Raw genomic sequence first — 26,137 nt, 5'->3', positions numbered from 1 at the left:
CGGTGCGCGCCGTCGTCCAGCGGGTCACCGGCGCCCGGGTTCGGGTGGCCGGGGAGACCGTCGGGGAGATCACCGGAGCGGGCCTGGTGGTCCTCGTCGGAGCGACCCACGACGACGGCCCGGCGCAGGTCGACTACCTCGTGCGCAAGGTCGCGGACCTGCGCATCATGCGCGACGAGCGGTCGGTGACGGAGGTCGGCGGGCAGGTACTCGTCGTCAGCCAGTTCACGCTCTACGCGGACAGCCGCAAGGGGCGCCGTCCGACCTGGAACGCCGCTGCCCCCGGCGCGGTGGCCGAACCCCTCGTCGAGCTGGTCGCCGCCGGGCTCCGTGCGCGCGGGCTGACGGTCGCGACCGGCCGGTTCGGGGCGGAGATGGAGGTCGAACTGACCGGCGACGGACCGGTGACGATCCTGCTCGAGGCGTGAGGCCGGGTGACTTCGAGGAGGCTGACCCCCGGTTACCCTTGAGTCATGAACGCCATCGGGAACGCCCAGCTGACGATCTCCCTCGTCCTCTCCCTGGCGATCCTCGGCATGGAGGTCTTCGCGTTCGTCGACGCCCTGCGCCATAGGTCGGACGCCTATGTCGCCGCCGGCAAGCGGACCAAGCCGATCTGGCTCGCCGTGACCGGAGTCGCGGCCCTCCTGGGCTTCCTGACCCTCGGCAACCCGCTCAACCTCTTCGCGCTGCTCGGTGTGGTCGGAGCGGGTGTCTACCTGGCCGACGTGCGTCCGGCGGTGCGCTCGATCGGCGGATCACGCGGCCCGTCCCGTGACACATGGTGACCTCTCCAGGTGCGGGACCAGGTGCCACCGCGGACCAGGTCGTGCATCCGGATGACGTGCATCCCGAGGCATCCCGCCGCCACCTGAGCGACGTGCGGCCGTGGGGACGGTTCGACCAGTACTCCCAGAACGAGCCGACGACCGTCAAGGTGATCACCGTCGAGCCCGGTCATCGCCTTTCGCTGCAGCGCCACGCGCGCCGCAGCGAGTACTGGATCGTCCTCGACGGGCCGATGGAGATCACGGTGGGGCAGCGCTCATGGATGGCGGCTGCAGGTGAGCGGATCTGGATCCCGGTGGGTGCACTGCACCGGATGGCCAACCCGGGCCCGGGCCGCGGGCGGGTGCTCGAGCTCGCGTACGGCGACTTCGACGAGGACGACATCGAGCGCGTCGAGGACGACTACGCGCGCCGATGAGGGAGGTCCGGGCCGACCTCACCGCTGCGGCGCTACCGCGCTCCAGTCCACGGTCAGCTCACCCAGCCGCCACCGCCGGGGCGCCGGCTCGACCGGCCAGCGTCCGGAGTCGGCGAGTGCGGTCACGGCCGCGACGAACCGGGCCCGCGACCCGAAGGCGGAGTGCGGCGCGGCCCGCTCCCAGGCGGCGTCGAGATCGCGGAGCAGGGCGTGGACCGGCTCGCCGGGGACGTTGCGGTGGATGAGCACCTTCGGCAGGCGCTCGGCCACGACCGAAGGCCGCGTCAGCGAGCCGGTGCGGACACTGATCGTCAGACTGCGGGGGCCCTCATCCGTCACCGTCACCCACGCCGCGACCCGGCCGATCTCGTCGCACGTGCCGTCGACGAGCAGGCCTCCGGGAGCCAGGTGCGAGGTGACCTCCGCCCACGCGCCGGCCACCTCCGCCTCGTCGTACTGACGCAGGACGTTGAACGCCCGCACCACGACCGGCCGCTCATCGCGCGCGAGGCCCATCTCGAACCCGCCCCGGCGGAAGGTGAGGGACGGGGGGTCGGCCATGCGCATACCCTCATCGACGCGGTCGCCGTCGATCTCGACACCGACGACGCGCACATCCGGTCGAACGCGTCGGAGCCGGTCCCTCAGCTCGCGGGCGGTCACCGGCGAGGACCCGTAGCCGAGGTCAACGACCAGGGGGTCCTCGGCCCCGCGAAGGACGCGACGCCGGGTCGCGACGAGCCACCGGTCGCACCGCCGCAGCCGGTTGGGGTTGGTCGTGCCCCTGGTCACCGTGCCGATCGGCGCGCGAGGGGAGGACATGAGGTCAGGCTAGCCACGCGTGAGAGGCTGAACCGCATGAGCGCCACCGCCCTCGAGACGCTGACCGCCTACCTCGACGCCTCGGGTCTGAGCCATGAGGCGGGAGCGCGCGACGGCGAGGTCGTCGTCGAGCTGCCGGGCGAGAAGAAGCTCAGCACGGTCGCATCGGTCGTCGTCGGCGACTCGGCGGTATCCGCCGTCGCCTTCGTCATCCGCAACCCCGACGAGAACCACGCCGACGTCTACCGTTACCTCCTGCGCAAGAACCTCCGACTCCCCGGTGCCGCCTATGCCATCGACAAGAGCGGGGACGTCTACGTCGTGGCCCGCCTGCCCCTGAGCGCGGTCGACGACGAGTCCCTCGATGCGCTGTTCGGAGTCCTGCTCGACGCCGCCGACAGCCACTTCAACGAGCTGCTCGCCCTCGGCTTCCTGTCTTCGATGAAGAAAGAGTGGGAGTGGCGGATCAGCCGGGGGGAGTCGCTGCGCAACCTCGCCGCGTTCCGGCGCCTGCTCGAGCAGGAGACCGGCCTGACGGCCCCCGACGGCACCCTCTGACAGGTCTTCCGCCGTGCCGCCCCGTGCATCGCTAGGCTCGGGGCATGAGCGCTCCGTACACCTTGGTCCTCCTCCGTCATGGCGTCTCCGACTGGAACACGAAGAACCTCTTCACCGGATGGGTCGACGTCGACCTCACCGAGGAGGGCAGAGCGGAGGCGGTGCGCGGCGGTGAGCTGATGGCCGAGGCCGGTCTGCTCCCGGACGTCGTCCACACCTCCCTGCTCCGCCGGGCGATCACCACGGCCAACATCTCCCTCGACGTGTGCGACCGGCACTGGATCCCGGTGCGGCGCGACTGGCGGCTCAACGAGCGCCATTACGGTGCGCTGCAGGGTCTCGACAAGGCCGCTACCCGGGAGAAGTACGGAGACGAGCAGTTCATGCTCTGGCGGCGCAGCTTCGACACCCCGCCGCCGCCGATCGAGCCAGACGACGAGTACGCCCAGACCGACGACCCCCGGTACGCCGGGATCGAGGTGCCCCGCACCGAGTGCCTCAAGGACGTCATCGCCCGGATGATGCCGTACTGGGAGGGCCCGATCCAGGACGACCTCAAGGCCGGCCACACGGTGCTCGTCGCCGCCCACGGCAACAGCCTGCGGGCCCTGGTCAAGCACCTCGACCAGATCTCCGACGAGGACATCGCCGGCCTCAACATCCCGACCGGGATGCCGCTGCTCTACACGCTCGGGGAGGACTTCATGCCGAGCGAGCCGGCGCGCTACCTCGACCCCGAGGCGGCGGCCGCCGCTGCAGCCGCGGTGGCGAACCAGGGCAAGTAGCCGCCCCGGTCCGAGGACCGAGCGCCGACGGCTCAGTCGCCGTAGCCGTCCTCGGCCTCCTCGTGGTCCGTGAGGGCCTCGGGCTCCCACTCGCCGGTGACGAGGAAGATGACGCGGCGGGCGACCGAGACCGCGTGGTCGGCGAAGCGCTCGTAGTAGCGGCCGACGAGCGTGATGTCGACGGCCGTCTCGGTGCCGTGCGGCCACGTGTCGTCGGCGAGTCGGGCGAACAGCTCGCGGTGGAGGTCATCCATCGCGTCGTCGTCCTTCTCGAGCGTCAGAGCCGCCTGGGCGTCCTTCGCGGCGATGATCGACCCGGCCTTCTCGACGATTCGCTCCGCGACCTGCCCCATCTGGAGGATCGTCGCCCGCAGGTCGGCCGGCACGGCCGAGTGGGGGAAGCGCAGCCGAGCCACCTTGGCGACGTGCCGGGCAAGGTCGCCCATGCGCTCGATGTCGCTGCTCATCCGCATCGCCGTGACGACGATGCGCAGGTCCGTCGCGACGGGCTGCTGCCGGGCGAGCAGGTCGATCGCCCGCATGTCGAGCTCCTCACGGAGCGCGTCGATGCGCGCGTCGTTCTCGATGACCTGCTCGGCGAGCGTGATGTCGGCGTCGAGCAGCGCGGTCGTGGCGCGCGACATGGCCGAACTGACCAGTCGGGTCATCTCGACGAGCTGGTCGGAGATCCGGTCGAGGTCCTCGTGGAATGCGTCCCGCATGAATGCGTCCTTCGATGTTCAGATGCGTCGGATGGTCGGTTCGAGTCGGGTGGCGGGCGTCGCTGGTCGTGGTTGCGAGCCGCTGCGGCCGTCGGCTCCCCCAACCTAGTTCGCGGAGATGGGCGCGCGCGAGCGGCCGACCGCGCATCAGGCACGCTGCCACCCCACGGTGAACGCGGATGAGAGGGCAGGTGAACACTTGGTGGGGTGCACGTGAGCGGTCGATGCCAGGACCTAGCCTGCCCGACCGCTGCGTACGCTGGGACGCGTGACCGTCGACCTCCTCCTCGGCATCCTCATCGGCGCCACCGTCGCCGCCGGGGCAGTCTGGCTGCTGATGAGCCGTCGCCGAGGCGCGGCAGCAGGCGCGGGCGTGAGCCGGTCCGATGACGTGGCCACCGACGCCGGCTCCGGAGCCGACCCGGTCTCGCGGACGCTGCCCCCGGGAGCCGGCGCCGTCCTCTCCGTGCTCTCGTCGACGACCATCGTGGTCGACCCGTCCGACCTCGTCCTCTCGGCCTCACCCTCTGCGTCGGCCTACGGTCTGGTGCGGCGAAACGTCCTCGTCCACGACGAGATCAAGAGACTCGTTCGCGAGGTGCGGGAACAGCGCGTCATCCGCGAGGAGACGCTACGGATCGGCCGGGGGCTCAGCGAGCCCGGCGACGACGGGGAGCCTCTCGTCATGGTCGTGCGGGTGGCTCCGCTCGACGAGCACCACGTGGTCATCCTCATCCAGGACAGGACCCACGAGCAGCGGGTCGAGCAGGTCCGCCGGGACTTCGTCGCCAACGTCGGCCACGAGCTCAAGACTCCGGTCGGGGGACTGTCGCTGCTCGCCGAGGCGGTCCTCGACGCCAAGGACGACCCGGCTGCCGTGGAGCGCTTCGCATCCCGGATGCAGGTCGAGTCCCGACGACTCGGCCGCCTCGTGACGGACATCGTCGACCTCACCCGGCTCCAGGCCGCCGACTCCCTGCACGAGCCCCGGCGCGTCGACATCGCCACCGTGGTCCGGGAGGCGGTCGACTCCACCGCGGTGGCCGCCGAGTCCCGGGACATCGCCATCGACACGGTCGTCGAGCCGGGTCTGACGACGTTCGGCGACGAGGACCTGCTCGTGACCGCGGTCCGAAACCTCGTGAGCAACGCCGTCAACTACTCCGAGCCGGGCACTCGTGTGGCCGTCCGGGCCGCGCGCCGGGGCGAGACCGTCGAGGTTGTCGTGGCCGACCACGGCCGCGGCATACCTCTTGCGGAGCAGGACCGGATCTTCGAGCGCTTCTACCGGATCGACCCCGCCCGCTCGCGTGCGACCGGCGGCACCGGCCTCGGTCTGGCCATCGTCAAGCACGTCTGCTCGACCCACGGCGGCACCGTCTCGGTGTGGAGCCAGGAGGGCAAGGGCGCGACGTTCACGATCCGCCTGCCCCTGCATACGGGCCCCGATGACGACGGCGGCGAGGTCGACCCCGAGGACGACGGGTCGGCGGAGTCCGCCGATCTCGGAACGATCAGCCGGGCCGCCCGCAACCCACCGACCGATGCCCGCGGTCGACCCGAGATCCCCTCGACCACATCCGACCAAGGAGCCAGGACCGCATGACCCGCATACTCCTCGTCGAGGACGAGGCATCGTTCTCGGAGCCGCTGTCGTACCTGCTCGAGAAGGAGGGCTACGACGTTACGGTGGCCGAGACCGGTCCGGATGCGGTCGCCCGCTTCGACGCGGACGGGGCGGACCTCGTGCTGCTCGACCTCATGTTGCCCGGGATGTCCGGGGTCGACGTCTGCCGACGCCTGCGCGCTCACTCGAGCGTGCCGATCATCATGCTGACTGCCAAGGACAGCGAGATCGACAAGGTCGTCGGACTCGAGCTCGGCGCGGACGACTACGTGACCAAGCCCTACAGCTCGCGTGAGCTGCTCGCCCGCATCAAGGCCGTGCTGCGCCGGCTGGCGGAGCCGGAGGAGCTGGTGCCCGCCACGGTCGAGGCGGGACCCGTCCGGATGGACGTCGAGCGCCACGTCGTCACCGTCGGCGGCACCCAGGTGAACCTGCCGCTCAAAGAGTTCGAGCTGCTCGAGATGCTGCTGCGCAACGCGGGGCGCGTCCTGACCCGGGGTCAGCTCATCGACCGGGTGTGGGGCAGCGACTACGTGGGCGACACCAAGACCCTCGATGTCCACATCAAGCGCCTGCGCGCCAAGATCGAGACCGACCCCGCGACGCCGCGGCACATCATCACGGTCCGGGGTCTGGGCTACAAGTTCGAGGCGGACCCGCAGTCGGCGGTCTGAGCCGGCGAGGTAGGCGGCGACGACGCATGGTTGTGGCCCTCCCAGCCCTCACGACGGATGGGTTCAAGCACGGCCTGGAACGTGCGTGGACCCATCATCCCTCGTGGTGCTCGGACGTCTCGCCCTCAGCCCTCGCTCGGCGCGAACTCCGTGTAGAGCGGGACGCTCGCCGACACCGTCGGCGAGTTCACCAGAGCCGGCGCGCCCTCATCCACCTGCACCTGCATCGGGACGATCGCTCCGGGTGCGACCGGCAGGCTGTCGATCGTCAGACCGGCGTCGCCGGGAGGAGATGCCTGTAGGGCGGCGTTGGCCGGGACCTCGATGGTTGCCGGGGACGCTCCCTCGGCCTGGAAGGTGACCGTCACATCGTCATCGGAGTTGTTGACGAGATACGCGGAGATCGTGGCCTCGGCGCCCTCCTCGGTGCCGATGACGATGATGTCGCGGACCTCGACCGCGTCGACCGTCACCGAGACGCCATCGCCCGGGTTGTAGGGGATCTCCGTCGCCATCGGCGAGAACACGGCGCATCCGGAGAGCAGCGCGGAAGCGGCGAGGGCGCTCACAGCGGCGAGAACGCGGCGGCCGCGGCGGGGTGCGGAGATCGTCGTCGAGGTCACGGGGATACAGTACCGCCCCGCTCCGGGCCCCAGTCGGACTACCGTTGCGGGACCATGAGAGAGCGGATGCGGGACGGCGTCGCGTCTCGCGTGGATACATGAATTCGCATGGAAGTCAAGCCTGGTCACGAAGTCCGAGACTCCCCTGGTGAGGGCACCGAGGGGCTCGTGAGCAGCAGTGATGCGGTCTCGACGACCGCCGCCCCCGGGCGTGGCGTGTTAAACTGGACACCCGCGAAAGGGGATAACACCACATGGTTTTCAAGGTCGGCGAAACGGTCGTGTACCCGCACCACGGTGCGGCTCTGATCGAAGAGATCAACATCCGCACGATCAAGGGCGTTGAGAAGCAGTACCTCAAGCTCAAGGTCGCGCAGGGCGATCTCACCATCGAAGTACCAGCAGAGAACTGCGACCTCGTCGGAGTCCGCGACGTCGTGGGCAAGGAGGGTCTGGACCGCGTGTTCGAGGTCCTCCGGGCCCCCTACACCGAGGAGCCGACCAACTGGTCGCGCCGTTACAAGGCCAACCTCGAGAAGCTCGCCTCCGGTGACGTCATCAAGGTCGCCGAGGTCGTGCGCGACCTGTGGCGCCGCGACAAGGACCGCGGCCTGTCGGCCGGGGAGAAGCGCATGCTCGCCAAGGCCCGCCACATCCTGGTCTCCGAGCTCGCGCTCGCCGAGAAGACCGATGAGGAGAAGGCCGAGACGATCCTCGACGAGGTCCTCGCCTCCTGATCGACGGCGAGTGATCTCGTCCCGCCTCACGTGACCGACGCCGACGCTGTGCACCACAGCGTCGGCGTCGTCCTCGTTGCGGCCGGCAGCGGCAGCCGGCTCGGGGCCGGACGCCCGAAGGCCTTCGTCGAGCTGGCCGGCAAGACACTCCTACAGCGCGCTCTGGAAGGTGCCCTCGCCGCCGGAGCATCGGCGCTGGTCGTCGTCGTCCCGGAGGATCTCCTCGCTGAGGCGTGCTCCGTCGTCGGCCGCGCGTGCGGTGCCGGTCCGGTCACGACCGCCGTGGTCCCCGGAGGGGCCGAGCGCAGCGACTCGGTTCGGGCCGGCCTGGCCGCCCTGGCGCCCGAGTGCGACATCGTCCTGGTGCACGATGCCGCACGGTGCCTCACCCCGGTCGGTGTCTTCGAGCGCGTGATCTCCGCCGTGGCCGCGGGCGCCTCGGGAGCCGTCCCGGGCATACCCGTCGTGGACACGATCAAGACGGTGGACGCGCGCGGGGTCATCACCGGAACCCCCGACCGCGGGGCCCTGCGGGCCGTCCAGACGCCGCAGGGCTTCGCGGCGGATCTGCTCCGCGCGGCGTACGCCAGTGACCTGCAGGCGACCGACGACGCCGCTCTCGTCGAACTGTTCGGGCACGACGTGGTGGTCGTCGAGGGCGACCCGCTCGCGCTCAAGATCACGACCACGGACGATCTCGAGCGCGCTCGCGCGCTGGTCGCGGAAGGAGACCGATGACCGGCACGCCACGGGTGGGGATCGGCACCGACGTCCATGCGTATGCGGTGGCCGGGGCCGCGCGCGAGCTCTGGGTCGCCGGGCTGCACTGGCCGGGGGAGCGCGGGCTCGAAGGACACTCGGACGCCGACGTCGCGGCGCACGCGGCCTGTGACGCGATCTTCACCGCCGCCGGGATCGGTGACCTCGGTTCGCACTTCGGGACCGACCGTCCTGAGCTGGCCGGCGCCTCGGGCGTGACTCTCCTCGCCGAGGCGGCCCGGCTCGTCCGTGCGGCGGGTTTCGAGATCGGCAACATCGCCGTGCAGGTCATCGGCAACCGACCGCGCATCGGCTCACGACGTGCGGAGGCGGAGACGGCGCTCAGCGCGGCGGCCCGGGCGCCGGTGTCGGTGAGTGGGACGACGACCGACGGGCTGGGCCTGACCGGCCGGAACGAGGGCATCGCCGCGATCGCGACGGCGCTGGTCGTGCCGATCGGGTGAGCCGCGGGCCGGTGACGACCGGTGGGCGCCGGGCGGCTGTCGGCGCCGTCCGGCAGAGTGTGGCTATGGCTTCCTCATCACCGCACCGGTCGCGCCGCGACTCCGGGCCGCCCCGGCGAACGGTGCACCCCTGCACGATCATCCCGCCCTATGTCCTGGAGGCGCTCGAGGCCTCTGGCGACCCGGTCCTGCAGCGTCACGCGCGGTTGACCATGGAGCAGGACGCGGAACTGCGTCGACACCGCGGCTCGCCGACCGCCGCCCCACCGCGGCCGGAGACCGAGCAGGTGCCCTCGGGTGTGGAGGCGGCTGCAGGCCGGCCGAACCGGACCGTCTTCGACGCCCGGGGCGGGACCGGCCTGCCGGGCGAGCGGGTGCGTGGCGAGGGTGACCCGGCTACCGGGGACATCGCCGTCGACGAGGCCTATGCGGGACTCGGTGCCACCCACGCACTCTGGTGGGCGGAGTACGACCGGGACAGCCTCGACGGCCGCGGCCTGCCGTTGCTGGCCACCGTCCACTACGGCCGGGGCTACGACAACGCCTTCTGGGACGGCGACCAGATGGTGTTCGGCGACGGCGACGGGGTGATCTTCGATCGCTTCACGGCGAGCCTCGACGTGATCGGTCACGAGCTCGCGCACGGAGTCACCCAGTACACCTCCGGACTGGTCTACCGGGGCCAGCCGGGAGCGCTCAACGAGCACGTCTCGGACGTCTTCGGGGTCCTCGTCGTCCAGCGCGAGCTCGGGCAGCGCGCCGATCAAGCCGACTGGCTCGTCGGCGCGGACCTTCTTCTCCCCGGCGTGAGCGGCGTCGCGCTGCGGTCGATGCGGGAGCCGGGCACCGCATACGACGACCCGAGGCTGGGGCGCGACCCACAGCCGGCGCACATGGACGACTTCGTCGTCACCGCGGCTGACTACGGCGGCGTCCACATCAACTCGGGGATCCCCAACCGGGCTTTCGTCCTGGCGGCGACCGCGATCGGGGGCTTCGCGTGGGAGCGGGCGGGGAGGATCTGGGTCGACGCGATCACCGGAGACATCGACGCCGACTGCGACTTCGCCACCTTCGCCGCCCTGACAGAGAGTGCCGCCGCCCGCCGTTTCGGCACGGAATCGGTCGAGCATGGTGCCGTCCGGGAGGCGTGGCAGGCTGTCGGCGTCGTTGCGGCGGGGTCGGGCGCGCCCTCGGACCGGGCCACCCCGCCGCCCGGGTCCGCAGTGTCGGGAGTCGTCGACGCCGAAGTCCTGGTCCGCAGGTCGGGTGGCTTCACCGGCCTGGTCCGCGAACGTCGGGTGCGCCTCGACGAGCTCGAGCCCGCCGACGCCCGGGCCTGGGCGGAGCTGCTCACCGGTCCGGAGCTGCGCGCTGCCGCCGCCCGCGCCGAGCGGGCCGGGGCCGCCGACCGGTACAGCTACGCGGTCTGCTGCGACGAACCCCCGGTCGATGTCGAGGTTCCCGAGACGGCCCTGGACGAGCCCACCCGGGAGCTGCTCGACCGGGCTCTCGAGGCCGATCGGTAGCCGAAGGTCGCCGGCCGGCCGCGCGTGGCTCAGCGTGCGCGTGACCGTGGCGAGACGACCCGCGCCAGCCGCTGGAGCTCGGACACGTGCCCGCAGACCGCCTCCCGCCCGGCGGGGGTGATGGCGACCGAGGTGCGGATCCGGCCGTCGGAGAGGGCCTTGCGCAGCGTGACGTAGCCCGCCGTCTCCAAGGCCTTGAGGTGCTTGGACAGCGCGGCGTCGGCGAGGCCGAGCTCGTCGCGGAGCTCGGCGAACTCCATGCTCGGGCGTGGCGTGAGCAGTGCGCAGATCTGCAGCCGGTTGGGTTCGTGGATGACGCGGTCGAAGCGTGGATGGGGACTCACGGCTCGATCGTAGGCCGATGAGTTTCCGCTCGGGAAAGGCGTAGGTCGGGCAATTCGTGCTCGGCCGTGGTCGCGATCGACCGGCACGTGCTTGCTTGAGGCGCGCACCGCATACAACAGTGGGAGGCGACACTGAGCACGGTCGCTGCGCGTGCAGCCGCCCGTGCGAGAACCACCGCATCGACACGCACCACCGACAGCACAGGAGCCAGCCGCCATGCCGCAGACCGTCAAGGGCGTCATCGCCCGCGCCGAGGGCCAGCCCGTCGAGCTCACGGACATCGTCATCCCCGACCCCGGTCCGAGTGAGGCCGTGGTCGCCATCCAGGCGTGCGGGGTCTGCCACACCGACCTGCACTACCGCGACGGTGGCATCAACGACGAGTTCCCGTTCCTCCTCGGACACGAGGCTGCCGGAGTCGTCGAGGCGGTCGGTGACGGGGTGACCGAGGTGACGCCCGGTGACTTCGTCATCCTCAACTGGCGGGCGGTGTGCGGCAACTGCCGCGCGTGCCATCGGGGCAAGCCGTGGTACTGCTTCGCCACGCACAACGCGACCCAGAAGATGACGCTCACCGACGGCACCGAGCTGACCCCGGCGCTCGGCATCGGTGCCTTCGCCGAGAAGACGCTCGTCGCCGCGGGCCAGTGCACCAAGGTCGACCCCGACGCGGACGCAGCGGCGGTCGGTCTCCTCGGGTGCGGCGTGATGGCGGGCTTCGGTGCCGCCGTGCACACCGGCGGCGTCGGCCTCGGGGACAGCATCGCGGTCATCGGGTGCGGCGGCGTCGGCAACGCGGCGATCCAGGGCGCCAAGGTCAGTGGCGCGACGACGATCATCGCGGTCGACGTCGACGACCGCAAGCTCGAGCACGCCGAGCGGTTCGGCGCCACGCACACGGTCAACAGCTCCACCGAGGACGCCGTCGAGCGCATTCGCGAGCTCACCGGCGGTTTCGGCGCCGACGTCGTCGTCGAGGCGGTCGGCCGCCCGGAGACCTACGAGCAGGCGTTCTATGCGCGTGACCTCGCCGGCACGGTCGTCCTCGTCGGCGTCCCCACCCCGGACAAGCAGGTGACGCTGCCGATGATCGACATCTTCGGCCGGGGAGGGTCACTGAAGTCGAGCTGGTACGGCGACTGCCTCCCCAAGCGGGACTTCCCGATGCTCGTCGACCTGTACCGCCAGGGTCGCTTCGACCTCGACGCGTTCGTCACCGAGAAGATCGGCATCGGCGATGTCGAGGAGGCGTTCGAGAAGATGCACCGCGGAGACGTGCTGCGGTCCGTCGTCATCATCGACTCCTGAGGAGGATCCGTGTCGGAGAACATCAAGCAGTCCGGCGACCCGAACCAGCTGATGCTGCCCGCCTCGGCAGGCGGCGTGCGCATCGACCGGGTCGTCACCTCGGGCGTCTTCGAGCTCGACGGGGGGTCGTGGGAGGTCGACAACAACGTCTGGGTGGTAGGCGACGACAGCGAGTGCGTCGTCATCGACGCGGCTCATGACGCGCAGGCCATCAAGGCGGCCGTCGGCGACCGGGTCCTCTCGACGATCCTGTGCACCCACGGACACAACGACCACATCGACGCCGTCGTCGCACTCCAGGACCTCACCGGCGCCGAGGTGCAGATCCATCCCGACGACCGCATGCTGTGGGACGCCGTCATCGAGGTCGAGCCGGACCACGACCTCGCCGACGGCGACCGCGTCATGGTCGGCGACGTCGCCCTCGAGGTGCTGCACACCCCGGGCCACTCGCCGGGCGCCTGCTGCTTCTATGCCCCGGCCCTCGGAGTCGTGTTCTCCGGCGACACGCTGTTCGAGGGCGGACCCGGCGCGACAGGACGCTCCTACAGCTCGTTCCCGACGATCATCGACTCCATCTCGTCCCGGCTGCTGTCACTACCCGACCAGACCCTGGTGCTCACGGGCCATGGCGACCACACGACCATCGGCGCCGAGAAGCCGCACCTGCAGGAGTGGATCGACCGCGGTCACTGATCGGCTCTCCGGGCGTCGGTCGGCTCGCTCGCCTTTCCCGGTTGGGGAGAGAAAGGGATCCTTCACCACGCTTAGTTGCCGTGGTGAAGGATCCCTTTGCCGGTTGGGGAGAGAAAGGGGAGCCCGCGGTGCGCCGGTAGGCTGGGCGGGTGAGTCTGCACCTCCACGACACCGCGACGCGCTCGCTGCGCGAGTTCACGCCGCTGACCCCGGGCCGGGTCGGGTTGTATATCTGTGGGCTCACGACGCAGGGTGCTCCGCACATCGGTCACGTCCGCTTCGCCGTGTCGTTCGACGTGCTGCGGCGGTGGCTCGAACGAGGTCACGGCTACGAGGTCGACCTCATCCGCAACGTCACCGACATCGACGACAAGATCCTCGCCCGCGCGGCCGACTCCGGCGAGCAGTGGTACGCGCTCAGCTATCGCAACGAGGTGGAGACGGCGGAGGCGCTGCGGCTCCTCGGGGTCCTGCCGCCGACCTACGAGCCGCGGGCCACAGGGCACGTGCCCGAGATGATCCAGCTCATGGAGACGATCATCGACAAAGGCCACGCCTACCCCGCTGAGGACGGCAGTGGCGACGTCTACTTCGACGTCCGGTCCTGGCCCGCCTACGGCTCGCTCACCCGGCAGCGGCTCGAGGACATGTCCGACGCCGAGGACGCCGATCCGCGCGGCAAGCGCGACCCGCGTGACTTCGCGCTGTGGAAGGGCCGCAAGCCCAGCGAGCCGGAGACCGCGTCCTGGCCGACGCCCTTCGGGCCGGGGCGTCCGGGCTGGCACCTCGAGTGCTCCGCGATGGCCCGCAAGTACCTCGGTGACACCTTCGACATCCATGGTGGGGGCGTGGACCTGCGCTTCCCCCACCACGAGAACGAGCAGGCCCAGTCCCAGGCCGCCGGCCTCGGCTTCGCCCGCTACTGGCTGCACAATGCGTGGGTGACGGTCAAGGGCTCGAAGATGGGCAAGTCGCTCGGCAACGCGCTCGCCGTGACCGAGCTCACCCGCACTGTCCGGCCGTTGGTGCTGCGCTACTACCTCACGGCCGCGCACTACCGCTCCATGATCGAATACCACGACGGCGCCCTCGACGAGGCCCAAGCCGCGGTCGAACGGATCGAAGGCTTCCTGTCCCGGGCACTGCCCGACCTCGTGACGCACCTGCCGACGGGCGACGAAGCGCTCCCGGAGGCGTTCGTCACCGCGATGGACGACGACATCGGCGTGCCCGGTGCTCTCGCCGTCGTCCACGAGACCGTGCGCGCCGGCAACAGCGCTCTCGACCGAGGCGAGACGGACGCGGCCCGGACCGCCGCATACCTCGTCGTCGCGATGACCGACGTCCTCGGGGTCAACCCGCTCGACCCGGCCTGGCAGTCGAACGCGGGGGGTCCTCAGGGTCCCGATGCGACCGGCGCTCTCGACTCCCTGATCCAGGGTCGGCTGGCGGCGCGGGCGCAGGCTCGCGCGGACCGCGACTTCGCCACGGCCGACGCCATCCGCGACGAGCTCACGGCGGCGGGCATCGTCATCGAGGACACGCCGACCGGGCCGCGGTGGTCGCTCGCCGCGCCGCCCACTCCCAGCACGACGACCATTGCTGCGACCTCCACCGCTGCGCCGGCCAGTACCACAACGACCAGCACTACCACGACCGACGACTCGGAGGCCTGATATGGCCGGTAACTCATCACGCCGAGGCGCCGTGCGCCGGTCCGGCTCGAAGAAGGGCGCCATCGTCGGCTCCGGCGGCCAGCGCCGCAAGGGCCTCGAGGGCAAAGGCCCCACCCCCAAGGCCGCCGAGCGGCCGAACCACAAGGCCTACAAGAAGGCCCGGCCCGCCGGCACGGGCCGCGACGGCGGCGGATCCGGCCGGGGCGGCTCGCGTCCGCCTCGCCGTGAGCGGGCCAGCAGCGAGATCGTCGCCGGCCGCAACGCCGTGGTCGAGGCGCTCCGGGCAGAGGTGCCGGTCGTGACGCTCTACATCGCCGGCCGGATCGAGAGCGACGATCGCGTCAAGGAGGCGCTCAAGATCGCCGCCGAGCGCACGATCCCCGTTCTCGAGACCCCCCGCGGCGAGCTCGACCGGCTCACCGACGGCGCCGTCCACCAAGGGCTGGCGATTCAGGTCCCCCCCTACGCGTACGCACACCCGAGCGACTTCGTCGATCCCGAAGCTCCGGGCATCCCCCTCGTCGTCGCCCTCGACGGCATCACCGACCCCCGCAACCTCGGCGCCATCATCCGTTCGGTGGGTGCCTTCGGCGGGCACGGCGTCGTCGTCCCGGCCCGCCGCTCCGTCGGGATGACCGCCTCGGCGTGGAAGACCAGCGCCGGGGCGGCCGCCCGCATCCCGGTCGCACAGGCCAACAACCTGACGACCACGCTCAAGGAGTACCGCAAGGCGGGCTTCTTCGTCATCGGCCTCGATATGGACGGTGACGTGGACCTTCCCGGTCTGGAGCTGTCCTCCGAGCCGCTCGTCGTCGTCGTCGGCTCCGAGGGCAAGGGCCTGTCGAGGCTCGTCCGGGAGACGTGTGACCAGATCGTCTCGATCCCCATGTCGTCCTCTGCCGAGTCGCTGAACGCCGGGATCGCCGCGGGCGTGACACTCTACGAGATCGCGCGCCGACGCTCCGGCCGCGGCTAGGATCGCTGACGCACGAACGCACCGTGCCTCCGGCCGGGGGACCTCGACCCGGCGGCACGATCTACCAGGAAGGTCTTCATGTCTGACTACGGCTCCACCCCGCCGCCGCCCCCGCCCCCGCCGAGTGGCGGACCGGGTGCGGTCGACCACCCGAAGGGGATGACGATCCTCATTCTCGGCATCCTCTCGCTCGTCTGCTGCAGCCCGCTCGGCATCGCCGCATGGCTCATGGGAAACAACGCGCTCAAGGAGATCGACGCCTCGCCCGGTCGCTACTCGAACCGACAGATCGTCCAGATCGGCCGGATCCTCGGCATCATCGGCACCGTTCTGCTCGTCCTGTCGATCATCTGGCTCGTGTTCCTCGGTGGCCTTGCCGCCCTCAGCGGGGGCCTGGACTCCTCCATGTGACGATGGACTCCATGAACACCCGCACGGTCGAGCGACCCGGTCCGCAGCAGGCGGACCGGGTCGCCCGGCTGCGCACGCCGGCGATGATCGTCGCCGGCACGGCGGCGGCGTTCACCTACATCGGCTCGGTCAGCCCGTATGCGTCGGGCAACTACCCGAGTTGCCCCCTGTTCGCGGTGACGGGGCTGTACTGCCCCGGCTGCGGGTCGCTGCGGTCGATGCACAGTCTCGCGAACGGCGACCTGGTGGAGTCGTTCGCCCGCAACCCGATCATGCCGCCGCTGCTGCTGATTCTCGCGCTCGTCTTCATTCGATGGGTCGTGCTGCGCTGGCGCGGCGAGAGGTTCGTGTGGAACCCGCCGTCATGGGTGCCGATCACGATCGGAATCGCCGTCATCGTCTATGGCGTGGTCCGCAACCTGCCCGGCCTGGACTTCATCTCGCCGGTGTAGCCCTCGGCCCTGATGCCGGTCGAGCCCCGATGTGGTGCCAGGTGGTGCGTGCAGGCGCCGTTCGGCACCACATGCCACCCGCCGGACGCCGTCAGTCGTCCCAGGCGACGACCGGCATCTCGACGGTATCGACGCCGACGACCTCCTTCTCGTCCGGCTTCGTCGGCAGGACGTTGGCGAGGTAGTCCTCCTTGACCTCCGGGAGCGACAGATCCCGCTTGAGCTTCTCCGCGAGGTACCACCGGTGCTCGAGGAGCTCGTGGAAGAACTCGGCCGGCTCCATCTTGCGCGCCAGCTCCTTGGGGACCGAGCGCACCAGCGGTTCATAGATCTCGTGCAGCCAGTCGAAGGCGACGTTCTCCTCGTCGTCGGCCTGACGACCGAGCGCGGCCCGGTAGGAGTCCAGGTCGTTGAGCAGCCGGCGGGCCTGGTTCTCGCGGACGTCGAGACCGGTGAGGCGGAGAAGCCGGCGCGAGTGGTGACCGGCGTCGACGACCTTGGGCTGGATCTGGATCGAGGTACCGTCGATGTCCGTCGTCATCGCGAGCTCGCCGACGTCGAAGCCGAGCGCGTTGAGCCGGCGGATCCGCTCGTCGACCCGCCACCGTTCGCCGGTGTCCACGATCTCGGTGTCGGTGAGCTCGCTCCAGAGCTCGCGATAGCGGGTCATGATGCGCTCGCTGACCTCGACCGGGTCGCGGTCCTCCTGGAGCAGGCCACCCGCCTCGAGGTCCATGAGCTCGCCGGCGATGTTGACCCGGGCGATGTCGAGATCGTGCTCCCGCTGTCCGTCCGACAGCTGGACCCGCAGCTCTCCGGTCTCGGCATCGACTAGATACGCCGCGAAGGCGCCGGCGTCACGACGGAACAGGGTGTTGGAGAGCGACACGTCGCCCCACCAGAAGCCGGCCAGGTGCAGACGCACGAGCAGCACGGCGAGGGCGTCGATGAGCCGGCTCGCCGTTCCCTTGCGCAGGGACTGGCTGTAGAGCGCGCGGTAGGGGAGCGAGTACTGGAGATGGCGGGTGATCAGCGCCCCGTCCAACTGCTCACCGTCGCGAGAGACCCGACCGCTGATGACGGCGAACGGTTCGACGCTCGGCAGGTCGAGTCGCCGCAGGTTGCGCAACATCTCGTACTCGCGCCGCGCGATGTCGGTCTTGATCTCCTTTATCGCGAGCACGCGGCCGGAGAGCTTGACGAAGCGGACGACATGCCGAGAGATGCCGCGGGGGTATGCCGCGAGGATCTCGTCGGGCCACTCCTCGAGCGGGGTGTCCCAGGGCAGGTCGAGCAGGGCCGGATCGGCCCGGGCGGCCGTGATCTCGAGTGCCACGACGGTCTCCTCGGTGTCGTCCCGCCTCGGCTGTCAGCCCGGTCCGACGTCAGCGATGGGCCGACCCGTCGGTTGAGTCGGCCCACCGCTGAGCAGTCGGGCGGTCAGATGAGCCGGGCGCCGGTCTCCTGGTTGAACGCGTGAATGTGCTGCGGCTTGGGGAAGACGAAGATGTGCTCTCCCTTGCGCGGCACGTTGCGGCCGTCCACCCGGGCGATGAACGGGCGCTCGCCCTCTTCGTCACTGCCCTCTAGGTGGATGTCCTTGCTGACCGGACTTCCGTAGACGTAGGCGTCCGCGCCGAGCTCCTCGATGACGTCGACCTCGATCTCGAGGCCGTCGTTGTCGGTGCGGACCTCGACGTCCTCGGGCCGCACGCCCACGACGACCTTGCTGCCGGCGTTGGCCAGTTCGTCACGGCCGATATCGAGCCGGTGGGTGCCGAACTTCGCACCGTCCTGGGTCACGGGCACGGAGAGGAGGTTCATGGCAGGCGAGCCGATGAACCCGGCGACGAAGACGTTGGCGGGCTTGTCGTACATCTCGCGCGGGCTGGCGACCTGCTGGAGGATGCCGTCCTTGAGCAGCGCGATCCGGTCGCCCATCGTCATCGCCTCGACCTGGTCGTGGGTGACGTAGACCGTCGTGACCCCGAGCCGACGCTGGAGCGAGGCGATCTGGGTGCGCGTCTGCACGCGGAGCTTCGCGTCGAGGTTCGACAGGGGCTCGTCCATGAGGAACACCTGGGGCGAGCGCACGATCGCGCGACCCATGGCGACGCGCTGGCGCTGGCCACCGGAGAGTGCCTTCGGCTTGCGCTCGAGGTAGGGCTCGAGGTCGAGGATCTTGGCCGCCTCCTCGACGCGCCTGCGGATCTCCGACTTGTCGACGCCGGCGATCTTGAGCGCGAAGCCCATGTTGTCCGCCACCGTCATGTGCGGGTACAGCGCGTAGTTCTGGAAGACCATGGCCACGTCACGGTCCTTGGGGGAGAGGTTGGTGACGTCACGGTCACCGATCCAGATCTTGCCCTCGTTGACCTCTTCGAGGCCGGCGAGCATCCGGAGGGAGGTGGACTTGCCACATCCGGAGGGGCCGACGAGGACGAGGAACTCCCCGTCCGCGATGTCGATGTCGAGCTTGTCGACCGACGGGCTGTCCGCGCCTGGGTAGATGCGCGTCGCCTTGTCGAATCGGACTGTTGCCATGGCGTCATTGCCTTTCCTTCAGCCGGCAGGTACGTGCCGGACGATCCGTTGCATCAGGATGCAGCCACTCACGTCTGTGTAAGCGGTTTCACCAGTATGCCGTGTCCAGGGGGTCCGTGTGCAATCGCCGCCCAACGTTCGTGCGGGTGTGTTCGACGGGCGTCCCGCCCGTCCCGCAGACATTTCCGTATGCGGTGCTCGCCGTGGGCTGAGACGTGCGCCGCTATGTGTGGCATGTCCCTGCGGTGGACACTAGGGTTCTACCCACAACGCCGACGTGTTCCTCCGCCGACGAGTCAGGAGCAGCCATGAAGATCTCCGAGATCGTGCGCCACAAGGGTGACGGGGTCATCACGATCAGGCCGGATGCCAGCGTCATGGACCTGCTCGCCCTGCTCGATGAGCACCGGATCGGCGCGGTCGTCGTCTCCGAGACGGGTGACACTGTCGACGGCATCGTGTCGGAGCGGGACGTCGTGCGCCACCTTCACACGAGGGGCGCGCCCTGCCTCGACGGGCCGGTGAGCGCCATCATGACGACCGAGGTGCACACGTGCTCACGGCACGACCACGTCAACGACCTGGAGTCGACGATGACCGAGCGCCGAATCCGGCATGTCCCGGTCGTTGAGGAGGGTCGCCTCATCGGCATCGTCTCGATCGGCGACGTCGTCAAGCACCGGATCGTGCACCTGCAGTCCGAGCGCGACCAGCTGGCCTCCTACATCAACCAGTAGACCGCCGCCGGCCGACGCCTTCGGCCGGGAGGTGTCTCTCGCGGACTCGACGCGTCGCCCTCGGCGAAGGCGGAACTCGGTCCAGAGCGCCGTGGGGACGTACCGTGGTGACATGGAAACCGAGGTGATGGACGGCAACGAGCCGCCCCTGGCCGAGCATTCACGCCTCGGTCCCTACCGCCTCGTCCAGCAGCTCGGCGAGGGCGGCATGGGAGTCGTCCACCTCGCCCTGGACCGACAGGGCCGAGCCGTCGCCATCAAGGTGCTCCGCCCGCACGTCGCCCACGACCCCGACGCGAGGGCCCGACTCGCGCGCGAGGTCGAGACCCTCGAGATCGTCCGCCATCCCAACGTCGCACCCGTCCTCGACGCCGACCTCGACGGCCCACGACCGTACCTCGTGACGAAGTACGTCCCCGGCCCGCCACTGGACGACTACGTCGCCGAGCACGGCCCGATGGACGGCGACGACCTCACTCGCCTCGCGGAGGGCCTTGCCGGCGCCCTCGACGCCATCCACGCGGCGGGAGTGATCCATCGCGACCTCAAACCCGGAAACGTCCTCGTCGTCGACGGAGAGCCGGTCCTCATCGACTTCGGCATCGCGCATGCGGTGGACGACATCCGGCTGACGATGACCGGGCTGGTCATGGGGACACCGGGGTACCTGGCGCCGGAGATCGTCGAAGGAGCCGAGGTCTCCGAGGCGACCGACTGGTGGGGCTGGGCCGCGACGCTGGCGTTCGCCGCCACCGGCCGGCCGCCGTTCGGCCGCGGACCCATGGAGGCGGTCCTCGCGCGCGTGGCCCGCGGCGAGAGCGACCTGCGCGACACCGACCCCGGGCTGCGGCCGCTCCTGCGGGCGGCACTCGACCCGCATCCGGACAACCGCCCGAGCAGCACCGAGGTGGTCGAGGCACTCCGCCGGTATGCGGCGGGCGAGCCGGTCGCCGACGGAACCCGGTGGTCGGCCCACACGCAGGTCATCGACAATCCGCCGCCACCACCTCCGGACGCTGGGCCGGTGTCCTCCGACCCGCCACCGCCGCCACCGCCCCCGGCGCAGGACCCCGGGCGGGCCCCGGCCACCGCATACCCTCCGATCGCCAACGGGGTCAGCGACTGGGAGGCCGCGATGGGCGCCCCGGCCGGGGTGGACCCGCGCATCGGGCGTCCCGGGCGCAGCGGCGAGATCGCTGCGGTCGGCGCGATGCTGACCGCGCTGGCGGCCGCGGCGCCGCTGTTCGCGTTCGGCCTGCTCGTCTCCCTCGGCGCTCTCGCCCGGACGGCGGACCGCTCGGTGACCAGCCTGATCCTGCGCCGCACCGAACGCGGCGTGCGCCGCTCCGACGTGCCGCTCGCGGTCGCGGCCAGCCCGCTGCACTTCGTGCTCGGGTTGCTCGGCTCCCTCGTGTTCTCGATCGTGCCACTCATCGTCGCGGTGGGCGTCATGTTCACCGTGGCCTTCCTCGTGTCTGCAGGCACCGGGGGACTCATCGAGCCGATCCGGCCCCTCCCACTCGCCGCGGGCGCCGTGGGCGGCGTCCTTGCCTCATGGTGGGGGCCGGGTGGCGCGAGCCTGCGGCGCGGGACACGCAGCCTGGTGCGAGGGCTCACCCCCACCCAGACAGCGCGTCAGGTGTTCCTCATCGTCCTCGGCGTCATCGCCCTCGGCTCGATCATCTGGCTCACCACGACCGCCGAGCTGCAACCGACCTGGTGGCCCTCCTCCGGGCCGCCCGAGCTGCCGTGAGGGACCCGGAGACGGGCCCCGAGACCGAGCCGGTCGGGCTCCAGGACGTCGGCGACCGGCCGGACCCGGCGGCCGACCGCGGCATCTACCCTGTCGTCGAGCCGACCGGCCCGTCGGAGCCGGCTGACCCGGCGGGGGGCGGCGGGGCTGAGGTCCGGCGCGACGAGGGTCCAGTGGCCGCGGCGGCCGATACCGCGAGGGAGCAGCAGCGGGAGGACGGGCGGAGCCGGCTGTGGCACGGAGACACCCCGACCCAGCCGATGCCGATCGTCGACCGGCTTCGGCACACTCCGTACCGGATGTCGCGGTCTCCCAAGGAGCTCACCGCCTCCGAGAGCGAGGTCCAGGCTGCCGGTGAGGCGATCGACATCGCCCTGCGGCTCGGCGAACTCATGCTGCGCTGCGGTGCGGCGGCGTCGAAGGTCGAGGCGAGCATCGTCGCGGTGGGGGCCGCTGCGGGTCTGCGGCGCTTGGATGTCGACATCACGCTGCAGTCGCTGCTCATGCAGTGTGTGCTCAGCGACGGTCAGACCATCACCCGGTTGCGCGTGGTCCAGGGCTCCCGCCAGGACTTCGCCCGCCTCGATGGCATCCACCGGCTCGTGGAGGAGATCGTGGCCGATGGCTTCGACGCGCCTGTCGTGCGGGACCGGCTGCGCCGGATCCAGATCCACCGCCGCAACTATCCGGACTGGATGGTTCTCATCTCGACCGGGGTCTTCGCCGGGGCCGTGACGTTCATGCTCGGGGCCGGCTTCGTCGCTGTGCTCATCACCATCGGCTCGGCCATGGTGGTCCACCGCAGCACCAGGGTCCTCGGCAACCACGGCTTCCCCGAGTTCTACCAGGTCGCCGCGGGCGGCTTCATCGCGACAAGCCTGGCCTGGCTGGCCTACGTCGCCGGCATCCGGGACTGGCTCCCGCTGTCCGTTGCCGACTTCGCCTACATGGTCGCCGGCGGCATCGTCGTCCTGCTTCCAGGGCGAGCGATGGCGTCAGCGGTCGAGGACGTCATCTCCGGCTACCAGGTCACAGGTGCCGGTCGGATGCTGGCGGTGCTCCTCAACACCTCGGGACTGATCATCGGTGTGGCGGGATCACTCTCGCTGACCCTGGCCGTTGCGAACGCACTCGAGTCCGACTTCGTCTCACCCGAGGTGCTGGACCTGCGCACGTTCGGTGCTCCACTGTCGAGTGCGGTCATCGGTGCCTTCGTGCTCGGCCTCTTCGCCTCGGTGACCGTGCTCAGCCGTCGCCTCCTCCTCGTGCCGATCGCCCTGCTTTCGGCCGGGGCCGTCCTCGTCTACCGCACCATGTCCGACGTCGTCGGCATGGGACAGTCCAGCTCGGTCGGTGTGGGAGCCGTTTTCGTGGGCGTCCTCGGGGCATTGATCGCCACACGGGCCGGGGCCCCGGCGCTGACGGTCATCATCCCGTCGAGCTTCGGGCTGCTCCCAGGGCTCACCATCTTCCGCGGCCTCTACGAGATGGTGGTCTCCTCCGGGCCGTTCGCGGGCACGTTGTCGGTCCAGTCCGGCATCACCACCCTGCTCGGTGCGATGGCCACCCTCCTGGCCATCGCCACCGGCACCACGCTCGGAGACATCATGATGAACCCGGTCGGACGTCGACTGAGCCGTGCCCGGTGGGACCATCGCCGCCGCCGTCAGGGCTGAGTCGACCATCAGGTGACCGGCCCCAGGCTGGTTACACTGCTGAGGTCCCGTGCCGGGGCCCGCTGGAGTGGCGCAATCGGTAGCGCACCTGTCTTGTAAACAGGTGGTTGAGGGTTCGAGTCCCTTCTCCAGCTCTCATGTCACAGTGTGCAGTCGCCGCTTCCCTCGGCGAGTTCGTTGCGACTCTCCGGCGGAATGCCCACATCCGGAGTCGCTCGTTGCGTTGGCCCGTGATGGTGGCGATGAGCGCGAACTCCTTGTCCAGGTGAGGGAGGGTCAGTCCGGCCAGTTCTGCTGTTGCGGCGATGATGATGTCGAGGATGGAGGGCTCGCGATGTCGATCCTCTCCGACCAAGAGCACCTGCACCTGCACGGCGTGGGCCTCGATGCTCGGGGTCGGGTACTCCACCGGCATCGCCGCGACATGCGTGCTGGTCAACATCGAGCGGGCGTCCTTGGCGGTGCGGGCGCAGTAGCCTACCTCGAGGCGCGTGACGGTCGTGATCCGGAGTAGGCATCCGTTCGATGCGCTCTGCCCACAGCGATGCCATCCGCGATCAGGCCAGCTGTCTGGCGAGCGACAGCCTGGGGGGAATCGACGCGGTCAGCTCTCGTCCTGGTGTCGGTTAGCGCGCGTGCCACGAACGTCGCTAGCATCCCCGCGTGCCCGTCCATCACACCCAGTTGCTCGCACTTGACTCGGAGCGCGAGGCCCTCGCGATGAATCTCGACGCACAACGCGAGGGGCTGATCAGGAAGATCGAAGGGCTCGATGATGCGCTGGCACGGGAGGCGCCGACGGCGAGTTCGCTGTCGCTGCTTGGGCTGGTCAAGCATGCGGCGACATGGGAGCAGAGATGGTTCCAGGTCATCATGGCCGGCCGTGAACTTCCCGACGGCTGGCCCGAGGTGCGACCCGAACCCCTCGACGCCGACATGATGGTCAATGAGAGCGACACGGTGGAGGGCTGGGTCGCGGAGTACCGCGAACAGATCGCGCAGTCGCACGCTGTCGTGGCATCGATGGATCTGGACAGCCCATGCACCAGGACCGACATCATCGAGTGCAACCTGCGCTACGTCATGTTCCACATGATCCAAGAGACGGCCCGGCATGCAGGGCACGCGGACATCATTCGCGAGACCCTCGACGGATCAACCGGAATCTGAGCACACCCTCTTGCAGTTCCTTCCGGGTGGTCGAGGGTTGCGGCACCTTTGGCCGTGCGGCGACAATCAGGTTGGCCGGGTACCGAGGAGGAGTCATGATCAAGCGGGTCTGGCGCGGGTGGACGAGCGTGGACAACGCTGACGAATACGAGCACCTGCTGAACACCACGATCGTTCCAGGCATCACAGCTCGGCGAATCGCTGGCCTTCGTGCGACCGAGATCCTGCGAGAACGCGAACCGTCCGGAACGGAGGTCCAGTTCGTGACAATCATGACCTTCGACGATTGGGATGGGGTGCGGGAGTTCGCCGGCGGCGATGGGCTCGGCAGCGTCGTACCCCCACAGGCGCGGGCCCTGTTGTCGCACTTCGATGAGCACTCGGCGCATTTCGATGTCGTCGAGAATCATCTGGCCGCTGACCGTGAAGGTGGGTCGTAGCCCACCGCTCAAGGCGCCGGGGTGTCGGGGTATGCCCACGTCCGGGTGGTCGAGCCGTGGTACGTAGAAGCGAAGGCTCCCAGGACGGGACGAAGGTGAGACGCGGGTTCACCCCTGGTCGGTCGCCGAAGGACGGAGGCGGCGGACTATCGGCGAGAAGGGCCACCCTTGACTGTGACGCTCTGGGTTCAAAGGGTCATCGACCGATGGAACAGCGCCACATCAGAGCAGGCTTGTCACGATCTGTGAGATCAGCACGGACTCCTCATCGACGAGGAGGTGACCGGCGCCGGGGACGACGATCGGTTCCTGTCCGAGCATGGATCTCGACGGCTCTCGAAGCGTGCTAACGGGAAAGAACACGTCGTTCTCGCCGACCGCGACCAGCACATCGTGACCCTTCCATCTGATGAGGTCCTCCTTCGATAGCGGCCCCGGAGCGCCGGTCGTCCGACAGGCCTGGGAGACCAGCGTCATCCACTCGACCAGGTCGTCGCTCGGGGTGTGTCCGGGCCCGGACATGTATTCGAGCAGGCGCCTGGCGCCGGCTTGGTCGCGACGCACGATCCAGGGCACGGTGGCTCGCAGCATCTCCATGGACGGGTGCACAGTCGTCAGGCCAGCCGGAGAAAGTAGAGCTAAGCCTTGGACGTCGTGCGGGTCGGCAGACAAGGCCACGGCAGCTCCGCGGGAGTGCCCGGCGAGCACGAGACGTTCCCGGCGGTGCCGGTGTCTGACCCAGGCGATCAGCTCCGTCACCCACCCCGCATAGCCTCGGGCCTGGCGACCTGGTCTGGCCGCCGAACTCAGACCTGGTTGCCCAGGCAGGTCTGCGGCGTAGACCCGACAGCCGGAGGCGAGCGCGTCGATCGCAACCGTGCTGGTCGCGGCGTTGAAGTTCGTGCCCGGCAGATAGATGCAGACACCGTCACCGGCCCCGACGGAGACGACATGAGTCTGTCCGCAGGATGTGCCCATCTCGTGATCCTCGTGCGGGAGATCCCAGCTAGAAAGCCGTGCCGAACACCAGTTCCGCACCCGAGCCTGGCCGACAGAGGAACGATAAAGGCCCGCCACGCCTCTCAGTATGGAGCACAGCGATATGCCCCTGGGCGCGGCCATATCCGGCTACTTGGATGCTTGTGGGTAGGGCCGGTGTCTGGCCAGACTCGATCCAGGTGTCCGGCGGGTTGCTCTTTATCCGGCTGCCCACCAGCGTGATCGGTGTGGCTCTCTTTCGGTTTGCGGTCCCGCCGGACACCGTGGCGATGGTGTGGCTCCAGAGGGGTCTGCCCTGCTCTAAGCCCGGATCCACCGATGACGTTTTGGGTGTTGGCCTCGCGAGGATGAGTCTCGGGTGGTGATGTCGGGGCAGGGGTGACCTCCCGGCCTCGCTGCCGGGAGGGTTCCACTGGATGTTCCTTGGTCGCGCCGCCCGGTGGCGGC

General features: G+C 69.8%; 30 protein-coding genes and 1 tRNA gene. 24 read left to right on the top strand and 7 right to left on the bottom strand.

Annotated features, from left to right (window positions below):
* Window positions 1-2 precede the first annotated feature (2 nt).
* From dtd to GA707_RS03700, 3 genes are read left to right on the top strand one after another with little or no spacing between them, the layout of a single operon-like run.
* A complete protein-coding gene (gene dtd / locus GA707_RS03710; RefSeq protein WP_152177103.1) occupies window positions 3-428 on the top strand; it encodes a D-aminoacyl-tRNA deacylase in 426 nt (141 codons plus the stop codon).
* A 45-nt stretch (window positions 429-473) separates the two neighbouring features.
* The gene (locus tag GA707_RS03705) at window positions 474-788 is read left to right on the top strand and encodes a DUF2516 family protein (protein ID WP_152177102.1); all 315 of its coding nucleotides are present in this window, start codon (window positions 474-476) and stop codon (window positions 786-788) included.
* 41 nt (window positions 789-829) lie between these two features.
* Window positions 830-1,207, top strand: a complete 378-nt coding sequence (locus GA707_RS03700) for a phosphomannose isomerase type II C-terminal cupin domain (RefSeq protein ID WP_226963508.1) — start codon at window positions 830-832, stop codon at window positions 1,205-1,207.
* Between the two features lie 18 nt (window positions 1,208-1,225).
* Here GA707_RS03700 and GA707_RS03695 read toward each other — a convergent pair whose 3' ends face one another.
* Complete coding sequence (locus GA707_RS03695) at window positions 1,226-2,029, bottom strand: class I SAM-dependent methyltransferase (RefSeq protein WP_152177100.1); 804 nt, start codon at window positions 2,027-2,029, stop codon at window positions 1,226-1,228.
* A 36-nt stretch (window positions 2,030-2,065) separates the two neighbouring features.
* Between GA707_RS03695 and GA707_RS03690 the strand changes: the two genes are divergently transcribed.
* Both GA707_RS03690 and GA707_RS03685 read left to right on the top strand, forming a co-directional pair.
* On the top strand, window positions 2,066-2,587 hold the full coding sequence (locus GA707_RS03690; RefSeq protein ID WP_152177099.1) for a YbjN domain-containing protein: 522 nt from the start codon (window positions 2,066-2,068) through the stop codon (window positions 2,585-2,587).
* A gap of 44 nt (window positions 2,588-2,631) precedes the next feature.
* Entirely contained in the window at window positions 2,632-3,372 is a 741-nt protein-coding gene (locus GA707_RS03685; RefSeq protein WP_152177098.1) for a phosphoglyceromutase, read from the top strand.
* A gap of 32 nt (window positions 3,373-3,404) precedes the next feature.
* On the opposite strand, the gene phoU is transcribed toward GA707_RS03685, so the two are convergent.
* A complete protein-coding gene (gene phoU / locus GA707_RS03680) occupies window positions 3,405-4,094 on the bottom strand; it encodes a phosphate signaling complex protein PhoU (RefSeq protein ID WP_152177097.1) in 690 nt (229 codons plus the stop codon).
* A gap of 268 nt (window positions 4,095-4,362) precedes the next feature.
* On the opposite strand from phoU, the gene GA707_RS03675 reads away from it, so the two are divergent.
* Both GA707_RS03675 and GA707_RS03670 read left to right on the top strand, forming a co-directional pair.
* Complete coding sequence (locus GA707_RS03675) at window positions 4,363-5,700, top strand: cell wall metabolism sensor histidine kinase WalK (protein WP_226963507.1); 1,338 nt, start codon at window positions 4,363-4,365, stop codon at window positions 5,698-5,700.
* Window positions 5,697-6,395 (top strand): response regulator transcription factor, encoded by a 699-nt coding sequence (locus GA707_RS03670; protein WP_152177096.1) that lies wholly within the window; start codon window positions 5,697-5,699, stop codon window positions 6,393-6,395. The genes GA707_RS03675 and GA707_RS03670 overlap by 4 nt, the downstream gene beginning before the upstream one ends.
* Before the next feature lie 125 nt (window positions 6,396-6,520).
* Here the strand turns inward: GA707_RS03670 and GA707_RS03665 are convergent, their stop codons facing one another.
* A complete protein-coding gene (locus GA707_RS03665) occupies window positions 6,521-7,018 on the bottom strand; it encodes a hypothetical protein (protein WP_152177095.1) in 498 nt (165 codons plus the stop codon).
* Between the two features lie 254 nt (window positions 7,019-7,272).
* Between GA707_RS03665 and GA707_RS03660 the strand changes: the two genes are divergently transcribed.
* From GA707_RS03660 to GA707_RS03645, 4 genes are all read left to right on the top strand, one after another.
* Window positions 7,273-7,755 carry a CarD family transcriptional regulator gene (locus GA707_RS03660; RefSeq protein WP_152177094.1) on the top strand — a complete coding sequence of 161 codons (483 nt, stop codon included), beginning with the start codon at window positions 7,273-7,275 and terminating at the stop codon, window positions 7,753-7,755.
* 30 nt (window positions 7,756-7,785) lie between these two features.
* Window positions 7,786-8,493 carry a 2-C-methyl-D-erythritol 4-phosphate cytidylyltransferase gene (ispD, locus tag GA707_RS03655; RefSeq protein ID WP_226963506.1) on the top strand — a complete coding sequence of 236 codons (708 nt, stop codon included), beginning with the start codon at window positions 7,786-7,788 and terminating at the stop codon, window positions 8,491-8,493.
* A complete protein-coding gene (gene ispF, locus GA707_RS03650) occupies window positions 8,490-8,978 on the top strand; it encodes a 2-C-methyl-D-erythritol 2,4-cyclodiphosphate synthase (protein WP_152177093.1) in 489 nt (162 codons plus the stop codon). Before ispD ends, ispF begins: the two co-directional genes overlap by 4 nt.
* A 65-nt stretch (window positions 8,979-9,043) precedes the next feature.
* Window positions 9,044-10,507 (top strand): protealysin inhibitor emfourin, encoded by a 1,464-nt coding sequence (locus tag GA707_RS03645; RefSeq protein ID WP_152177092.1) that lies wholly within the window; start codon window positions 9,044-9,046, stop codon window positions 10,505-10,507.
* A 29-nt stretch (window positions 10,508-10,536) separates the two neighbouring features.
* On the opposite strand, the gene GA707_RS21070 is transcribed toward GA707_RS03645, so the two are convergent.
* Window positions 10,537-10,851, bottom strand: coding sequence for a transcriptional regulator (locus GA707_RS21070; RefSeq protein ID WP_226963505.1), 315 nt, complete (start codon window positions 10,849-10,851; stop codon window positions 10,537-10,539).
* 217 nt (window positions 10,852-11,068) lie between these two features.
* Here GA707_RS21070 and GA707_RS03635 point away from each other — a divergent pair, with 217 nt between their 5' ends.
* The 6 genes from GA707_RS03635 to GA707_RS03610 all read left to right on the top strand — a co-directional run bounded on the left by GA707_RS03635 (window position 11,069) and on the right by GA707_RS03610 (window position 16,371).
* Complete coding sequence (locus GA707_RS03635; RefSeq protein WP_152177090.1) at window positions 11,069-12,160, top strand: S-(hydroxymethyl)mycothiol dehydrogenase; 1,092 nt, start codon at window positions 11,069-11,071, stop codon at window positions 12,158-12,160.
* Between the two features lie 51 nt (window positions 12,161-12,211).
* Entirely contained in the window at window positions 12,212-12,856 is a 645-nt protein-coding gene (locus GA707_RS03630) for an MBL fold metallo-hydrolase (protein WP_152177739.1), read from the top strand.
* A 149-nt stretch (window positions 12,857-13,005) separates the two neighbouring features.
* Window positions 13,006-14,532, top strand: coding sequence for a cysteine--tRNA ligase (cysS, locus tag GA707_RS03625; protein WP_152177089.1), 1,527 nt, complete (start codon window positions 13,006-13,008; stop codon window positions 14,530-14,532).
* A 1-nt stretch (window position 14,533) separates the two neighbouring features.
* The gene (gene rlmB / locus GA707_RS03620) at window positions 14,534-15,508 is read left to right on the top strand and encodes a 23S rRNA (guanosine(2251)-2'-O)-methyltransferase RlmB (RefSeq protein WP_152177088.1); all 975 of its coding nucleotides are present in this window, start codon (window positions 14,534-14,536) and stop codon (window positions 15,506-15,508) included.
* Between the two features lie 78 nt (window positions 15,509-15,586).
* On the top strand, window positions 15,587-15,919 hold the full coding sequence (locus GA707_RS03615) for a DUF4190 domain-containing protein (RefSeq protein WP_152177087.1): 333 nt from the start codon (window positions 15,587-15,589) through the stop codon (window positions 15,917-15,919).
* A gap of 11 nt (window positions 15,920-15,930) precedes the next feature.
* Window positions 15,931-16,371, top strand: a complete 441-nt coding sequence (locus tag GA707_RS03610; protein WP_193315161.1) for a DUF2752 domain-containing protein — start codon at window positions 15,931-15,933, stop codon at window positions 16,369-16,371.
* A gap of 91 nt (window positions 16,372-16,462) precedes the next feature.
* On the opposite strand, the gene GA707_RS03605 is transcribed toward GA707_RS03610, so the two are convergent.
* Both GA707_RS03605 and GA707_RS03600 read right to left on the bottom strand, forming a co-directional pair.
* Window positions 16,463-17,707 carry a DUF4032 domain-containing protein gene (locus GA707_RS03605; protein ID WP_152177085.1) on the bottom strand — a complete coding sequence of 415 codons (1,245 nt, stop codon included), beginning with the start codon at window positions 17,705-17,707 and terminating at the stop codon, window positions 16,463-16,465.
* A gap of 104 nt (window positions 17,708-17,811) precedes the next feature.
* On the bottom strand, window positions 17,812-18,915 hold the full coding sequence (locus GA707_RS03600) for an ABC transporter ATP-binding protein (RefSeq protein ID WP_152177084.1): 1,104 nt from the start codon (window positions 18,913-18,915) through the stop codon (window positions 17,812-17,814).
* A 308-nt stretch (window positions 18,916-19,223) separates the two neighbouring features.
* Here GA707_RS03600 and GA707_RS03595 point away from each other — a divergent pair, with 308 nt between their 5' ends.
* The 7 genes from GA707_RS03595 to GA707_RS03570 all read left to right on the top strand — a co-directional run bounded on the left by GA707_RS03595 (window position 19,224) and on the right by GA707_RS03570 (window position 24,691).
* Window positions 19,224-19,652 carry a CBS domain-containing protein gene (locus tag GA707_RS03595; protein ID WP_152177083.1) on the top strand — a complete coding sequence of 143 codons (429 nt, stop codon included), beginning with the start codon at window positions 19,224-19,226 and terminating at the stop codon, window positions 19,650-19,652.
* Window positions 19,653-19,764: 112 nt separating this feature from the next.
* Window positions 19,765-21,405 (top strand): serine/threonine-protein kinase, encoded by a 1,641-nt coding sequence (locus GA707_RS03590; RefSeq protein ID WP_226963504.1) that lies wholly within the window; start codon window positions 19,765-19,767, stop codon window positions 21,403-21,405.
* Window positions 21,402-23,081 carry a threonine/serine exporter ThrE family protein gene (locus GA707_RS03585; protein WP_193315160.1) on the top strand — a complete coding sequence of 560 codons (1,680 nt, stop codon included), beginning with the start codon at window positions 21,402-21,404 and terminating at the stop codon, window positions 23,079-23,081. Before GA707_RS03590 ends, GA707_RS03585 begins: the two co-directional genes overlap by 4 nt.
* A 61-nt stretch (window positions 23,082-23,142) precedes the next feature.
* Window positions 23,143-23,215 (top strand) — tRNA-Thr (locus GA707_RS03580).
* 186 nt (window positions 23,216-23,401) lie between these two features.
* Window positions 23,402-23,557, top strand: coding sequence for a hypothetical protein (locus tag GA707_RS20710; RefSeq protein ID WP_193315159.1), 156 nt, complete (start codon window positions 23,402-23,404; stop codon window positions 23,555-23,557).
* A gap of 187 nt (window positions 23,558-23,744) precedes the next feature.
* On the top strand, window positions 23,745-24,251 hold the full coding sequence (locus GA707_RS03575; protein WP_152177081.1) for a DinB family protein: 507 nt from the start codon (window positions 23,745-23,747) through the stop codon (window positions 24,249-24,251).
* A gap of 95 nt (window positions 24,252-24,346) precedes the next feature.
* Window positions 24,347-24,691, top strand: coding sequence for an antibiotic biosynthesis monooxygenase (locus GA707_RS03570; protein ID WP_152177080.1), 345 nt, complete (start codon window positions 24,347-24,349; stop codon window positions 24,689-24,691).
* 222 nt (window positions 24,692-24,913) lie between these two features.
* Here the strand turns inward: GA707_RS03570 and GA707_RS03565 are convergent, their stop codons facing one another.
* Window positions 24,914-25,669 (bottom strand): alpha/beta fold hydrolase, encoded by a 756-nt coding sequence (locus GA707_RS03565; protein ID WP_193315158.1) that lies wholly within the window; start codon window positions 25,667-25,669, stop codon window positions 24,914-24,916.
* Window positions 25,670-26,137: the final 468 nt, after the last annotated feature.

Source organism: Nostocoides sp. F2B08 (assembly GCF_009184895.1).
Classification (GTDB): Bacteria; Actinomycetota; Actinomycetes; order Actinomycetales; family Dermatophilaceae; genus F2B08.
The sequence above is the reverse complement of the archived record's forward strand: the minus strand, read 5'-3'. Positions and strand labels throughout refer to the sequence as shown.